15 protein-coding genes are annotated in these 15,007 nt (G+C 67.7%); all 15 read left to right on the top strand.

What is annotated here, in order from left to right:
- The 15 genes from dctP to rplL all read left to right on the top strand — a co-directional run bounded on the left by dctP (position 1) and on the right by rplL (position 14,924).
- On the top strand, positions 1-1,038 hold the full coding sequence (gene dctP / locus ACZ1H8_RS02430) for a TRAP transporter substrate-binding protein DctP (protein ID WP_465179829.1): 1,038 nt from the start codon (positions 1-3) through the stop codon (positions 1,036-1,038).
- Positions 1,038-2,228 (top strand): CaiB/BaiF CoA transferase family protein, encoded by a 1,191-nt coding sequence (locus ACZ1H8_RS02435; RefSeq protein WP_465179830.1) that lies wholly within the window; start codon positions 1,038-1,040, stop codon positions 2,226-2,228. The genes dctP and ACZ1H8_RS02435 overlap by 1 nt, the downstream gene beginning before the upstream one ends.
- The gene (locus ACZ1H8_RS02440; protein ID WP_465179831.1) at positions 2,225-3,196 is read left to right on the top strand and encodes a CoA transferase; all 972 of its coding nucleotides are present in this window, start codon (positions 2,225-2,227) and stop codon (positions 3,194-3,196) included. The genes ACZ1H8_RS02435 and ACZ1H8_RS02440 overlap by 4 nt, the downstream gene beginning before the upstream one ends.
- Complete coding sequence (locus ACZ1H8_RS02445; protein WP_465179832.1) at positions 3,193-4,359, top strand: CaiB/BaiF CoA transferase family protein; 1,167 nt, start codon at positions 3,193-3,195, stop codon at positions 4,357-4,359. The genes ACZ1H8_RS02440 and ACZ1H8_RS02445 overlap by 4 nt, the downstream gene beginning before the upstream one ends.
- Entirely contained in the window at positions 4,356-5,603 is a 1,248-nt protein-coding gene (locus tag ACZ1H8_RS02450) for a CaiB/BaiF CoA transferase family protein (RefSeq protein WP_465179833.1), read from the top strand. Before ACZ1H8_RS02445 ends, ACZ1H8_RS02450 begins: the two co-directional genes overlap by 4 nt.
- Positions 5,603-7,912: a 2-hydroxyacyl-CoA dehydratase gene (locus ACZ1H8_RS02455; protein ID WP_465179834.1), complete on the top strand. Its 2,310-nt coding sequence runs from the start codon at positions 5,603-5,605 to the stop codon at positions 7,910-7,912. Before ACZ1H8_RS02450 ends, ACZ1H8_RS02455 begins: the two co-directional genes overlap by 1 nt.
- Before the next feature lie 59 nt (positions 7,913-7,971).
- On the top strand, positions 7,972-8,967 hold the full coding sequence (locus ACZ1H8_RS02460; protein WP_465179835.1) for an aldo/keto reductase: 996 nt from the start codon (positions 7,972-7,974) through the stop codon (positions 8,965-8,967).
- A 48-nt stretch (positions 8,968-9,015) separates the two neighbouring features.
- Positions 9,016-9,594 carry a YqaA family protein gene (locus tag ACZ1H8_RS02465; protein ID WP_465179836.1) on the top strand — a complete coding sequence of 193 codons (579 nt, stop codon included), beginning with the start codon at positions 9,016-9,018 and terminating at the stop codon, positions 9,592-9,594.
- 159 nt (positions 9,595-9,753) lie between these two features.
- Positions 9,754-9,951: a preprotein translocase subunit SecE gene (gene secE / locus ACZ1H8_RS02470; protein WP_110153953.1), complete on the top strand. Its 198-nt coding sequence runs from the start codon at positions 9,754-9,756 to the stop codon at positions 9,949-9,951.
- Between the two features lie 9 nt (positions 9,952-9,960).
- Positions 9,961-10,497 (top strand): transcription termination/antitermination protein NusG, encoded by a 537-nt coding sequence (nusG, locus tag ACZ1H8_RS02475; RefSeq protein WP_110153952.1) that lies wholly within the window; start codon positions 9,961-9,963, stop codon positions 10,495-10,497.
- 240 nt (positions 10,498-10,737) lie between these two features.
- A complete protein-coding gene (rplK, locus tag ACZ1H8_RS02480) occupies positions 10,738-11,169 on the top strand; it encodes a 50S ribosomal protein L11 (protein ID WP_110153951.1) in 432 nt (143 codons plus the stop codon).
- 4 nt (positions 11,170-11,173) lie between these two features.
- The gene (gene rplA / locus ACZ1H8_RS02485; protein WP_110153950.1) at positions 11,174-11,866 is read left to right on the top strand and encodes a 50S ribosomal protein L1; all 693 of its coding nucleotides are present in this window, start codon (positions 11,174-11,176) and stop codon (positions 11,864-11,866) included.
- 139 nt (positions 11,867-12,005) lie between these two features.
- Positions 12,006-13,715, top strand: coding sequence for a tetratricopeptide repeat protein (locus ACZ1H8_RS02490; RefSeq protein ID WP_465179837.1), 1,710 nt, complete (start codon positions 12,006-12,008; stop codon positions 13,713-13,715).
- A 260-nt stretch (positions 13,716-13,975) separates the two neighbouring features.
- Positions 13,976-14,491 (top strand): 50S ribosomal protein L10, encoded by a 516-nt coding sequence (gene rplJ, locus ACZ1H8_RS02495; RefSeq protein WP_110156894.1) that lies wholly within the window; start codon positions 13,976-13,978, stop codon positions 14,489-14,491.
- 58 nt (positions 14,492-14,549) lie between these two features.
- On the top strand, positions 14,550-14,924 hold the full coding sequence (gene rplL / locus ACZ1H8_RS02500) for a 50S ribosomal protein L7/L12 (RefSeq protein ID WP_110156893.1): 375 nt from the start codon (positions 14,550-14,552) through the stop codon (positions 14,922-14,924).
- Positions 14,925-15,007: the final 83 nt, after the last annotated feature.

Here is a 15,007-nt window from a genome sequence, read left to right on the forward strand (position 1 = left end):
ATGCGCCTGTTCCTGATCCTCGCCGCGCTCGCGCTCGCCGGATGCAAGGCGGCGCCCCCGCCCAGCGCCGAACATGTGCTGACCTATGCCAGCCCCTATCCGCCCACCCATCCCTTCGGCCTTGCCGACCAGGAATGGATGAAATGGGTCGAGGCGAAGAGCGGCGGGCGGATCGGCTTCAAGACCTATTGGTCGGGCGCGCTGCTGTCCTCCGACATGAGCATGGAGGAGATCCGCCACGGCGTCGCCGATATCGGGTTGATCACGCCGATCTATTCCAAGGGCGGCGCGCATCTGCTGCGTGGCCAGTCGGGCTTCTATGGCGGCGTCCGTACGATCGAGGATCAGGTCGCGGTCTATGACTGCCTCGCGGCGCGCTTCCCCGGTTTCGACAAGGAGATGGAGGGGCTGCATGTCCTCGCCGTCCAGGGCGGAAACTTCCCCGGCGCGCTGACCCGCGACCGCCCGATCCACAGCCTTGCCGACTTCAAGGGCCTTCGCCTGCGCGCGCAGAGCGATGCGGTCGATATCCTGCGCCAGCTGGGCGCTGATCCGGTGAACATGCCGATGGGCGAGGTCTATTCGGCGCTCGCCAAGGGCGTGATCGACGGCGTCGTCGCCCCCGCCGACACGATCCGCAGCCTGCACTTCGCCGAAGTGGCGAAGCATTTCACGACGATCCGCTTCAGTCGCGGCGCCTATCCCGCGCGCGCCATGTCCGACCGGGCGTGGCGCCGCCTCCCACCCGACCTCCAGGCGATCCTCACCGAGGGCAAGCAGGTCTGGGAAGCTGCACTGGCGCGCCAGCTGCTGAAGGCGGAGGACGCCGGCATCGCCTATGGCAAGGCCAACGGCATCAGCTTCAGCGCGATCGCCGCGCATGAACAGCGCGGCTTCGACGCCCTCTATAATCGCGACGCGTTCGGCCAGGCGCAGCGGCTCTCCTCGGTCGGCGTGGACGGGGTGCCGATCCTTCAGGAGGCACAGCGGCTGATCGCCGGGGGCGCCATCCGATGCACCACACAGGAGACCCGCTGATGGCCTTGCCGCTCGAAGGGGTGCTGGTTGCCGATTTTTCCTGGGTCGGCGCCGGTCCGCGTGCCACCAAGGATCTGGCCGACCTGGGCGCGACCGTGATCAAGATCGAATCGCGCAAGCGGCTCGACCTCGGCCGGCTCAGCCCGCCCTTTGCCGGGGGCGGCCGCGATCCCGACGCCTCGACCTTCTTCGCGATCACCAACACCAGCAAGATGGGCGTCACCATCAATCTGGGCGATCCGCGCGGAGTCGAGGTGGCGAAGAAGCTCGTCGCGCGAGCCGACCTGGTCGTCGAGAATTTCAGCCACGGCTATATGGACCGGATCGGGCTCGACTTCGACACGCTGAAGGCGATCAAGCCCGACATTATCCAGGTTAGCGTCAGCGTCGCCGGCCGGACCGGACCGCTGGGGCCGATGCGCGGCTATGGCAATTCGGCCGCCGCCCTGTCGGGGCTCGCCGCCCAGTCGGGCTGGCCCGATCGTCCGCCGCACATGCCGCCCTTCGCCTATGGTGATGTGGTCGCGCCAATGTTCGCGACCGTGGCGATGCTCGCAGCGCTCGAACATCGCCGCCGCACCGGCGAGGGACAGCATATCGACATCAGCCAGGTCGAGCCGCTGATCCATGTCACCGCCGACCGCTTCGCCGCGACCCAGGCCGGCGACACGACCAAGCCCGGCAACCGCTCCGCGCGATACGCGCCCCATGGCGCCTTCCCGGCGCGCGGCGTCGATCAATGGCTGGCCATCGCCGTGCGCAGCGATGCCGAATGGGAGGCGCTGGCACGGGCCGCGGCGATCGACGATCCCCGCTTCGCCACCCTCGACGGGCGCAAGGCGAATGAGGACGCGCTGGACGCCGCGCTGTCGGGATGGACGCGCCTGCAGGACAAGCATGTGCTGGCGGACCGGCTCGCCGCGTTCGGCATCGCGTCGGAAGCGGTGAATGACGGCCGCGACGTCTTCACCGACGCCGAACTGATCGAGCGCGGCCATTACCGCGCCATCGAGCATGACAAGCTTGGCAAATGCGACATGCCCGCACCGCCGCTGCGCTTTTCCGAAAGCGAGGTGCGTGTCGGTCCCCCGCCCAATCTGGGCCAGCACAACCACGCGATCTTCGTCGACCTGCTCGGCCTGAGCGAGGCCGAGATGCGCGACCTGGTCGAGAGCGGAGCCCTGGCATGACCGGCATCCTGTCCCATCTCGTCATCGTCGACCTCACCCACGGTCTCGGCGAACTCGCCGGGCGGATGCTGGCCGAACTCGGCGCGCGCGTCGTGCGGCCCGATCCCGGCAGCCATGTCGCCTGGGCGCACGGCAAGGAGACCGGCGACGGCGAGGCGCTGCTGGCGTCGGCCGACATCCTGTTTCGCAATCCCGGGCGCGACCATGAAACATTGGCGGCGGCCAATCCGGCCCTGATCGATGTGGTCATCGCACCGTTCCTGCCCGGCGGCGACAAGGATGGCCGGCCGGCGAGCGACCTCACCCTGATGGCCCGTTCGGGGCTGATGACGATCCTCGGCGATCCCGACCGTGCGCCGATGACCATGCCCGGTGAGCAGGCCTTCGCGCTGGCCGGCATCCAGGGCGTGATCGGCGCGCTCACCGCGCTCCATGCCCGCGCCGCGACCGGGCGCGGCCAGCTGGTCGAGGTGTCCGCCTATCAGTCGGCGGTGCTCGCCAATTACCGCGAGCCGCTGACCTGGGCCTGGACCGGGCGCGTCGGCAACCGCACCGGCAATCTGCTGGTCCGCGGCAAGTCGGGCGTGCGTCAGGTCTGGCCGTGCAGCGACGGCTGGGTCACCTGGGCGCTGGTCGACAACCCACCGATGATGCGCGGGATGGTGAAGGCGATGGGCGACGCCGCCGGACCTTTGGCCGAGATCGACTGGGGCTCGATCCTCGTCGCCGATGTCCCGCGCGAGACGCTCGCCGAATGGGAGGCCATCGTCGAAGCCTTCTTCCTGCGCCACACGCGCGCCGAGCTGGGCGCGATGTCGGCCGCGGGCGGATTGGGCCTGTCCTGGATCGACACGCCCGAGGATGCGCTGGCCAGCGAACATCTCGCGGCGCGCAGCCTGTGGCGCAATGTTGACGGCGTCAACTTGCCCGGCAAGCTATGGGTCTCTTCGCTGGAGGACGAGGCATGACCGCCCTCTCCGGCCTGAAGGTCGTCGACTTCTCGAAATTCCTCCCCGGCCCCTATTGCACCTGGCTGCTGGCCGAACTCGGCGCCGAGGTGATCCGCATCGAGAATCCGCGCGAACTCGCCAAGCAGCGCAAGGTGTTCGGCTGGGACAGGCTGTCGGACGAGGAAAATGCCCGGCTCCGCGCACAGGACATCTTCGCCCGCAGCAAGCGCAGCGTGCTGATCGATCCCGGCTCGGACGACGGGCGCGAGGCGGTCCACCGCCTGATCGCTGACGCGGATATCCTGGTCGAGGATTACCGGCCCGGCGTGATGACGGCGATGGGCTATGGCTGGCCGGAGATGGCGGCGCTCAACCCGCGCCTGGTCTATTGCTCGGTCACCTTGTGCGGTCAGACCGGCCCCTATGCGACCCGGCCGGGCCATGACCCGGTCGCGCTCGCCATTGCCGGCGCACTGTCGCGCATGGGCGAGGATCCCGGCCGCCCCGCCTTTCCCGGCGTGCCGGTCGCGGACCTGCTCAGCGGATCGAATGCGGTGATCGGCATCCTCGCCGCGATCATCGCCCGCGCGACCAGCGGCAAGGGGCAGCAGGTCGATATCGCCATGTCCGACAGCTCGCTTGCGCTGATCGCCAATGTCATCTCACGCAACCCCGACCTGTCGCGCGCCCCGCCCAAGGGGATGCACCGCGCCGACAGCGGCATCTGGCGCTGCGCCGACGGCCTGCACCTCGTCACGACCGACATGGAGCCGCGCTACTGGCGGCTGTTCGTCGAGGCGATCGGCCTGCCCGAACTCGCCGACCGCCAGATGGACCGCGCCGCCTGGCCGGCCATGAAGGCGCAGATCGCCGAGGTGATGGCCACCCGCACCCGCCCAGAATGGCTCGCGCTGCTGGGCGAGGCCGGCACCCAATATGCCCCGGTGCTGACCATCGTCGAGGCGCTCGACGATCCGCACAACCGGGCGCGCGACATGGTCGTCGACCTGCCCGTGGGCAGCGGCAGCGTGCGCCAGATCGGCTGCCCGATCCACCTTTCCGACACGCCGCCCGCACCTCCCCGCGCCGCCGGACCCGCCGGGTCCGACACGCGCAGGGTGCTGGCCGGCCTTGGCTATGACGATGCGCAGATCGATGCGCTTGAAGGAAGATTGCCGTGACCCAACCCACCCGCGACCGTCCCCTCGAAGGGCTCCGCGTCATCGATCTCACCCGTGCGCTCGCCGGGCCCTATGCGACCTTGCTGCTGGCGGGCCTGGGCGCCGAGGTCATCAAGATCGAGGACCCGAGGGGTGGCGACCTGGCGCGCGAGAACAGCCCCTATGTCGGCCGCGACGGCATCACCGTCGAGCGCAAGCATGACGACGATGTCTCGATCTCTCACCTGACCCGCGCACGCGGCAAGCGCGGCGTCTCGCTCGACCTGAAACGGCCCGAGGCGCGCGAGGTGTTCCTCGATCTCGTCCGCTCGGCCGACATCGTGGTCGAGAATTTCACCGCAGGCACAGCCGACCGGCTGGGCGTCGGCTATCAGGCCGCACGCGAGGTGAACCCGCGCATCATCTATTGCTCGCTCAGCGGCTTCGGCGCGACCGCGCCCGAGGGCGGCAAGGCGATGGATATCATTATCCAGGCGCTGTCGGGCGCGATGTATGCCAGCGGCGGCCCCGACGAGCCGCCGGTGCGGATCGGCATCCCGATCGCCGACATGCTCGCCCCGGTCTTCTCGGTGATCGGCATCCTGTCCGCGCTCGAACAACGGCATCGCACCGGCACCGGCCAGCATATCGACGTCTCGATGCTCGGCGCGCTCACCAGCTTCGTCGCGATCGAGAACTGGTCGGCGATGGCGGCGGCGGGGATGCAGGCGCGCACCGGCCTGACCGTCCAGCGCCTGTCGCCCTTCGGCGTGTTCGAATGCGCGGACGGCTATGTCGCGCTGGTCGCGGTGCACGAGAAGCTGGCCGAGGGACTGTTCCGCGCGATGGGCAATCCCGAACTCGGCCGCGACCCGCGCTTCGCCAATCGCGACAGCCGCGTCGCCAATGCCGCGGCGCTGGAGGCAACGATCAACGCCTGGTCGCGCCAGCTGCCCTCTGCGCAGGTCGTGGCCGCGCTGGAGGCACAAGGTGTGCCAGCGGCACTGGTCCGCCATCCCGAGGATGCGCTGCGCGACACGCGGGTGGCCGACCGGCACGAGGCGGTGCCGGTTTCCCACCCCAGCTACGACTCCGATATCGACCTGCGCACCGCGGGCATCCCGATCGTCTTCTCCGATGCCGATACCGGCTTCGACGACGTGATGCCGATCCAGGTGGGACAGCATAACGACCAGATCCTCAGCCAGACGCTCGGCTACCCGCCCGAACGGATCGCCGATCTCCGCGCGCGGGGCGTGATCTGATGGCCGATGCGGCGGCGCTGCTGATCGCGGCATGCGACGATCCGGGCGCGGTCGCGGCCCGCGCGCGCGCCGATGGCGGGCGGGTGATCCGCGTGCTCGGGCAGGACGCGCCCTATGCGCTGCTGCGCGCCGCCGGCCTGTTCCCGGTGCGGATGGTGCCCCGGCCCGGCCCCACCCCCGATGCCGATGCGCTGGCCGGGGACGGTACGCTGTCGCAACGCGGCCGATCGCTGCTGCAACAGATCGTCGCCGACGACAGCGGCGATCCGCTGCTTTTCACCCATGCGAACAGTGAGCTGCCGCAACTGTTCGCTGCGGTCCGCGAACTGCTGCGCACCGGCGATATTGCGCCCCGGCCGATCCACCTGCTCGACCTGCTCCACCTGCCGCGCGAGTCCAGCCGGGCATATAATCAGGGGCGCATTGCCGCGCTGCTCGGCTGGCTCGACACCGTCGCCGCATCGCCCTTCGATCCCGCGACGCTCAAGTATCATGCCGAGGAGGAACGCGGCCGCGCTGCGCTGATGAACGGCCTGTCGGGCCGCATTCGCATTGCCGCCATCGGCGCCGCCCACGCCCTCGATCCCGCCGATTGGCGCGCGGCGGTGGGGGACCTGTCCGGGGGACTCGAGGGCGAGCCCATATTCGTTCTCGGCTCCCCGCATTACTCGACCGCCCGGCAAGCCGAGCTCGAGCGTTCGGGACGCATCGCACTGGGCGACGATCAGGATTGGGGCGACCCGCTGGTCGCGGGATGGGCCGACAGCCCGCTGACGATCGACGGTCTGGCGGACCCCGCCCGGCTTCAGCCGCGCATGCTTGTCTCGGTGTCCGATCGCCTTACCCGGATCGTCGATCGGATGAGCGACCTCGGCACCCGCCGCGCGGTGATCGTGGAGTCCGAGGGCGACGAAGCCACGGTATGGGACGCCGGCTATTTCGAGCGCGAGTTGCGCGCGCATGGCATCACCGTCGACCGGATCGGTGCCCCGCCCCCGCCCCCCGCGGACACCGCCGCCCGCCCCGCGCCCGCGGGCGGGCGCCGCAGCCGCAAGTCGCTCGACTCGATCGCCGGTTTCGGCAGCTTCCAGCGCGACTGGTTCAAGGGGTTGCGCGACCGGATATCCGACGGCGCGCCGCTCGCGCTCGTCAATGCCAACTCGCCGCAGGAGATCCTGCGCGCGATGGACGTGCCGTTCGTCGTCAACCAATGGTGGGCGTCGATCGTCGCCGCCAAGCAGCAATCGCCGCGCTATTTCGACCTGCTGCGCGACCATGGCTATCCGGCGGATGCCGAGGCCTATAGCGCGCAAGGCATTGCCGCCGCCTTCGACAGCGACGCGGATCAGGCGCCCTGGGGCGGCCTGCCCCGCCCCGCCTTCGTTCAGGCGGTGCTCGGCACCGACGCGACCCCGCGCATCTTCGAACATTGGGCGCGCGAGACCGATGCCGACCTGTTCCTGTTCGAACGCAGCATCGAGACGCGGCTCGACTTCCCGATCGACTGGTGGGACAGCCTCCAGACCCGCTGGGACGAGGGGATCGAGCCGCACCGCATCGACCTGATGGTCGCCGAACTGACCGGCCTGATCGAGCGGATCGAGGCGACCACCGATCGCCACTTCGATCCCGACCGCTTCGCCGGGATCATGGCGCTGGTGAACGAACAGCAGGATTATTACCGCAAGACCCGCGACCTGATCGCCGGCGCGCACCCGGTGCCCGTGTCGGTAGCGGACACCATGCCCGCGACGATGGTGCCGCAATGGCATCGCGGCACCGTCTGGGCGCGCGATGCCGCCCGCGACTTCTATCACGAGGTCAAGGCGAGGCACGAGGCGGGCGAAGCCGCCTGCCCCGACGAGAAGCTCCGCCTGATGTGGGTCGGCCGCGGCATGTGGAGCGACATGGGCTTCTACCAGCGCTGGGAGCAGAGCCATGGCGCGGTGTTCGTCTGGTCGATGTATCTCGCGCTCGCCGCCGACGGCTATATCCGGGAAATCGATGACGGGCGCGATCCGATGCGGGCGCTCGCCGCACGCTTCGTTACCATGGGCGACGAACTGCGCATGCCGACCTGGGCGGGCGCCTGGCATGTCCGCGAGGCCGAACGCCATGCGGTGGACGGTGCAGTGGCGCTGTCCGATGCCGACCCTTTCGTGCTTCGCGCGCTGCGGCGGGCGGGCGTTCCGGTGCTCTCGCTCGACCTCGACAATTACAATCAGGAGGCAAGCGACGCCGACGGGATCGACCGCCAGATCGCCGCCTTCCTCGAAGGGCCCGTCGCCGACTTTGCCCGCCGCCGCTGATACCGGGGCTTGCCACGCGCGGCGCGAGTGCCCAATCGGGGCCGGTCATCGGAGGGTTTATGAAGCGTCGCCTGGGATCGTCCACCGTCAATCCGATTGGTCTGGGGTGCATGTCGCTCAGCCATGCCTATGGCGAGCCCCCCTCGCCCGCCGACGGCGCCCAGCTGCTCAATGCGGCGCTCGATCTCGGCTATGACCATCTCGATACGGCGGCGCTCTACGGCTTCGGCGCCAATGAGCGGCTGATCGGCGAGGCGATCGCCCACCGCCGCAACGAGTATTTCCTTGCCTCCAAATGCGGCATGACCGGGGTCGACGGAAAGCGCGTGATCGACGGCCGGCCAGAGACGCTGCGCGCGACGATCGAGGAAAGCCTGACCCGGCTGAAGACCGACCGGATCGACCTTTACTATCTCCATCGCTGGGACCGCTCGGTGCCGATCGAGGAGTCGGTCGGCGAACTCGCCCGGATGGTCGAGGCGGGCAAGATCCTCGCCATCGGTCTCAGCGAGATCTCCGCGGCGACGTTGCGCCGGGCGCATGCGGTGCATCCGATCGCGGCGGTGCAGAACGAATATTCGCTCTGGTCGCGCAACGTCGAACTGGGCGTGCTCGACGCGACGCGCGAACTCGGCGCGACACTCGTCGCCTTCTCGCCCGTCGCCCGCGGCTTCCTGGCCGGCGGCGTCGCCTCGCCCGGCGCGCTGGTCGAGCGCGACATCCGTCGCGGCATGCCGCGGTTCCAACCCGGCAATTTCGAACGCAACCTCGCGCTGCTCCAGATCCTGCGCGACCAGGCCGAGGCGCTGCACCTGACGCCCGCCCAGCTGTGCCTGCGCTGGCTGCTGACCCGCGGCGATCATGTCGTGGCGATCCCCGGCACCACCTCGCGCGCTCATCTGGAGGAAAATCTGGGCGTCACCGACGCAGCCCTCCCGCCCAAATGCGAGGCGGCGCTTGAGACCGCCTTCGCGCCGTCGCGGATCGCCGGCCCGCGCTACCCGGCGGCGACCCAGGTCGAAATCGACACGGAGGAATTCGGCGAAGCGGATTGATCGGCGCACGCCAGTCTGCGAAAGGCGCGCTGGGCAAAAGGATAGATCATGTTCCGCGCAATGTACGACTGGGTCCTGCGCATGGCGCATCATCGCCACGCGATGCGAAGCCTGGCAGTGGTCTCCTTCGCGGAGAGCAGCTTCTTTCCCATTCCGCCCGATGCGATGCTGGTGCCGATGGTGCTCGCGCGCCGCGACAAGGCCTATACTATCGCCGCGGTCTGCACCGTCGCCTCGATCCTCGGCGCCATGCTCGGCTATGCGATCGGCTATTTCCTGTGGGACAGCGTGGGCCAGTGGCTCGTCCAGCTCTACCATATGGAGAGCAAGATGGAGGCGCTGCGCGGCGGCTATGAGCAATATGGCGCAGCGATCATCCTGCTGAAGGGTCTGACGCCGATCCCGTTCAAGCTCGTCACCCTGGCCAGCGGCTTCTTCGCCTATAATTTCCCGCTCTTCGTGATCCTGGCGACGATCACCCGCGCCGGCCGCTTCTTCCTGATCGCAGCGCTGCTCAAGCGGTTCGGCGAGCCGGTTCAGGCCTTTATCGAAAAGCGGCTGAACCTGATCGCCTGGCTGTTCCTGATCGCGCTGGTCGGCGGCTTCGCGCTGATCGCCTATCTCTGAACATTGCCCCGGGGGCGCAGCCGCTTGCGCTCCCCGGCAACAATCGCTAGATGCGACACCCATCCGACAGCGCGGTAGGGTTTGCACCGGTTCCAAGGAAGGACCGGGCAGCGGACCCATGCCTCGAAGTCGGGCCTATTCTTTCGTGAGTTGAGACAGATGGCGAAGACCAGTCCCGTCGAATTCTTCAATCAGGTGAAGGCCGAAACCCGGAAGGTCGCGTGGCCGACGCGCCGCGAGACGATCATGACCGGCGTGATGGTCATCATCATGACGACAATCCTCGGGATCTTCTTCGTCGGGGTCGACACCTTCTTCGACACCATCGTCAACTATCTTCTCCGCCTGGCTCAGTAAGGGACCTTCATGGCGCGCTGGTACATCATTCACGCTTATTCGGGTTTCGAGGGCAAGGTCCGCGACCAGATCCTGTCCGACGCGACGCGCCTCGGCCTCGACCGCCTGGTCGAGGCGGTCGAGGTTCCGGTCGAGACCGTCACCGAGGTTCGCCGCGGCAAGAAGGTCCAGTCCGAGCGCAAGTTCTTCCCGGGCTATGTCCTGGCGAAGCTCGAGATGAACGACGACGTCTATCACCTGGTGAAGAACACCCCGAAGGTGACCGGCTTCCTCGGTTCGTCGGGCAAGCCGCAGCCGATCAGCGAAGCCGAGGCATCGCGCATCCTCAACACCAAGGAGGAAGCCGCTGCTGCGCCGAAGACCAAGGTCAAGGTCGATTACGACATCGGCGACACGGTCAAGGTCATCTCGGGCAACTTCGCGACCTTCTCGGGCGTCGTCGAGGAACTCGATTACGACAAGAGCCGCGTGAAGGTGTCGATCTCGATCTTCGGCCGCGCCACGCCGCTGGAGCTGGGCTTCGAGGACGTCGAGCGCATCAAGTAAGCGCCGCGGCCATCGCCGGAAACACGAAAGGCCGGGGCGCAAGCTCCGGCCTTTTGCGTTGGCGACGATGCCGAGGCCTCACGACCGGTTGCATCCGGCCCCGTCCTCGGCTATGGGCCCGCCCTTCCAAAGCATCAGCGATGGAATCTTGCGGGAGGCTGGCCTTCGGGGCGGCCGCTATCACCGCTCGACTTGATCACGGCGCGGCGGCCCCGCCTTCGCGCCTGGAAAGAGAGTGACATGGCAAAGAAGATTACCGGCTATATCAAGCTGCAGGTGCCCGCCGGCGCCGCGAACCCCTCGCCCCCGATCGGCCCTGCACTGGGTCAGCGCGGCGTGAACATCATGGAATTCTGCAAGGCGTTCAACGCCGCCACGCAGGAAATCGAGAAGACGACGCCGATCCCGACGGTCATCACCGTCTATGCCGATCGCAGCTTCTCGTTCGAGACCAAGACGCCGCCGGCATCGTACCTGATCAAGAAGGCTGCGAACCTCAAGTCGGGCTCGAAGGAGCCGGGCAAGGTGTCCGCAGGCAAGATCGCCCGTTCGAAGCTGAGCGAGATCGCCCAGGTCAAGATGAAGGACCTGAACGCGAACGACATCGAAGCCGCTACCAAGATCATCGAAGGCTCGGCCCGCGCAATGGGCCTCCAGGTTGTGGAGGGTTAAGACCATGGCGAAGCAGACCAAGAAGCAGAAGAGCTGGACCGTCGACAGCGAGAAGCTGCACGGCGTCGACGAGGCGATCTCGATCGTCCGCGCCAATGCGACCTCGAAGTTCGACGAAACCATCGAAGTCGCGCTGAACCTGGGCGTCGATCCGCGCCACGCAGACCAGATGGTCCGCGGCGTCGTGACCCTGCCCAAGGGCACCGGCAAGACCGTGCGCGTCGGCGTGTTCGCCAAGGGCGCGAAGGCGGACGAGGCTCGTGAAGCGGGCGCGGACGTCGTCGGCGCAGAAGACCTGCTCGAGATCGTCCAGGGCGGCAAGATCGAGTTCGATCGCTGCATCGCGACCCCGGACATGATGGGCCTGGTCGGCCGCCTCGGCAAGGTGCTGGGCCCCAAGGGCCTGATGCCGAACCCGAAGCTGGGCACCGTGACCATGAACGTCGCCGAGGCCGTCAAGGCAGCCAAGGGCGGTCAGGTCGAGTACCGCGTCGAAAAGGCCGGCATCATCCACTCCGGCATCGGCAAGGCGTCGTTCCCGGCCGAGGACCTGCGCGCGAACTTCGACGCGCTGGTCGATGCGGTCGTCAAGGCGAAGCCGTCGGGCGCCAAGGGCAAGTATCTGCGCAAGGTCGCCCTGTCGTCGTCGATGGGCCCGGGCGTGAAGGTCGACGTGGCGGAAGTCGCCTCGGCATAAGCCTTTCGCGACTGCGAACAGACAGGAAGGGCCGGGAGCAATCCCGGCCCTTTTGTTTTGTGCCGAGGTCCCGCCTCCAGCTTGCACGGACCCCCGTCGCATGCTCCACTGCGCCGACGACGACGGGAGGGGACACTACATGCGCAAGGTGGCATCGGCACTGGCGGCGGTCGCGCTTGCCCTCCCCATCCCCGCCCTTGCCCAGTCCGCCACGGGCGAAGAGATCGTCGTCGAGGGCAGCTTGGCGAAGCTGAGCGACTGGCGCGTGGCCGAGACCGACCACGTCCTCGTCTATTCGGACGGCCGCGAGCAGGAGCTCGTCCGGATCGCGCATAATCTCGAGCGGCTGAACATGCTGCTGTCGATCCTGCTCAACCGCTATGGCCAGGCCGATTCTGCGCTGAAGCTGCGCGTCACGCTGATCGGCGACACTGCAGAGTTCGACGCGATGGACCTGCGCAACCTGCGCTCGCGCCAGGGACCCTTTGCCCAGGCCTTCCCCATCCAGCGCTATTACGACCCGCGCGAGGACGGCGCGGTCATGGCGGGCAGCCGGATCGACCAGCGCATCGTCCTCCAGAGCGGACAGAGCCTCGCCAGCCTGTCCGTGCCCGGGCTCAATCCCCAGACGGGACAGCTCGACGCCGGCCTGTTCGGCGCGCCCAATCCCGACATGCTGACCGCGACGGTCAGCGCGGTGACCGTGCCGCTCTCCGCCGAGGGTCGCATCTATGCCGGCTTCGCCCAGCATTATCTGATGACCTATTTCCCCCAGCCCTGGCCGCGCTGGTATCTCGACGGCTTTGGCGAGATCTTCGCGACGATCCGCGTGCGCGAGGACGGCAAGATCGAATATGGCCGCCCGCCCGAGGGCATCCGCAAGGTGACCGACTGGTTCCTCAACTATCCGGTCCGCGACGTGCTGAACGGGAAATATCTGGTCGAGACCAAGCGCCCGCGCTGGACGCCCTATCATGCCTGGGTGCTGGCCCATTATCTGTTCTTCTCCGAAGAGCGGAAGGGCCAGTTGCACGACTATCTGGCCGCCTATGTCCGCGGCGAGCCGCTGGACGAAGCCGCCAAGGTCTTCGGCGATCCGGCCAAGCTCGCGCGCGACGTCGCCCGTTACGACAATAGCCGCGTGCCCTGGGAGCAGATGACCTATCCCGCGCAACTGGCCGGCGAGCCGGTGGTCCGGCAGCTCAACCGCGGCGAGGCGGCGTTCCTGAAGGGGCGGCTCGAACTCGGATCGCGGGTCGAGACCGCATCGTCGCGCGATCCCGATGCGGCGATCGCCGCCCGCAACCGCTGGCTTGCCCGGCTGCGCAGCGACAGCGCACGCTATCCGCGCCATCCCGACGCCCAGTTGCTGCTGGCCGAGGCCGAGTGCCGCAGCGGCAATGCCGCCGAATGCCTCGCCGCTGCCGAGCGGGTGCTGGCGGTCGATCCCAAACGCGTGGCTGCGCTGCAATGGAAGGGCGTGGCGCTGACCCGTCAGGCGCTGGACGGCCCGGCCGAGACGAGAGCCGTCCGGCTGAAGGCGGCACGCAGCTGGATCGCCCGCGCCAACCGGCTCGACCCCGAGGCGCCGGGGCCGCTGCTGGCCTGGTATCGCAGCTTCGTCGATGCCGGCGAGACCCCGCCCGACCGCGCGCTGGAAGGGCTGCTGAAGGCGATCGACCTGGTCCCGGCCGCCCCCACCCAGCGGCTGATGCTGGGCGAGGCCTTTGCGCGCCAGAACAACCCCGACGCCGCCCGCCGTCTCTTGCGGCCGCTCGCCGAGGCCGGCTATGAGTCGCCCGAGAAGACGCGTGCCGCCGCGATCCTGGCCGGGCTGCCCGCGCGCTGATGTTCGCGCGAAAAACTTGACTCCCCCGCCAATCCCGCTATGGGCGCGCTTCCTCCTTCGGGAGGAAACCGTCCGAGACAGTAGGTGACCGGAATATGCCGGTCTTAATTTCCTGCCAAGACGGGGACAGATTTTTACCGGCCGCCTGCGCATTCGCACGGGTTTCCGGGTCAGCCAGGGAAATCCTCTGGCATCGACGATCGTGCCCCTCGGACTAGTGTAACCGGATCCCCCCGGGGGTCCAAAACGAGGAGACCGGCATGGATCGTTCCCAGAAGACCGAAACCGTTGCCGAGCTGAACCGCACCTTCAACGAGGTCGGCGTGGTGGTCATCACCCGCAACCTCGGGATGACCGTCAAGCAGTCGACGGACCTCCGCAACAAGATGCGCGACGCCGGTGCGAACTATAAGGTCGCGAAGAACCGTCTTGCCAAGATCGCGCTCGATGGCACCGATTATGCAGGCATTGCTGACCTGCTGACTGGTCCGACCGCGCTCGCCACTTCGGTCGATCCCGTGGCTGCTGCCAAGGTGATCGTCGACTTCGCCAAGACGAACGACAAGCTCGAAATCGTCGGCGGCGCAATGGGCGGCACGGTACTCGACGTGGAAGGCGTGAAGGCGCTTGCCTCGCTGCCCTCGCTTGATGAACTGCGTGGCAAGATCGTCGGCCTGCTTCAGGCACCGGCGAGCAAGCTTGCAGCGATCACTCAGGCACCGGCGGCGCAGCTGGCTCGCGTGCTCAAGGCCTACAGCGAGAAGGAAGCCGCGTAATCCACGCGGCACTTTGCGACCGATTTCCCAAACCTATTGAATTGAATGGAGTATTACCATGGCTGACCTGAACGCGATTGTTGACCAGCTGTCCGAGCTGACCGTCCTCGAAGCCGCTGAGCTGTCGAAGCTGCTCGAGGAGAAGTGGGGCGTCACCGCCGCTGCTCCGGTTGCAGTTGCTGCTGCTGGCGGCGGCGCCGCTGCTCCGGCCGAGGAAGAGAAGACCGAGTTCGACGTGATCCTCACCGGCGACGGTGGCAAGAAGATCAACGTCATCAAGGAAGTCCGCGCCATCACCGGCCTGGGCCTGACCGAAGCCAAGACGCTGGTCGAGTCGGCTCCGAAGCCGGTCAAGGAAGGCGTCAACAAGGACGAGGCCGAGAAGATCAAGAAGCAGCTCGAAGACGCCGGCGCGACCGTCGAGGTCAAGTAATCGCCCAGGCGATTATCCCGGCTCCGGCCGGGACCAGCGAGCTGCCACTCGGCAGATCACAGGAAGAGGCGGTCCGGCAACGG

The organism is Sphingomonas sp. BL-S-25, assembly GCF_055521555.1.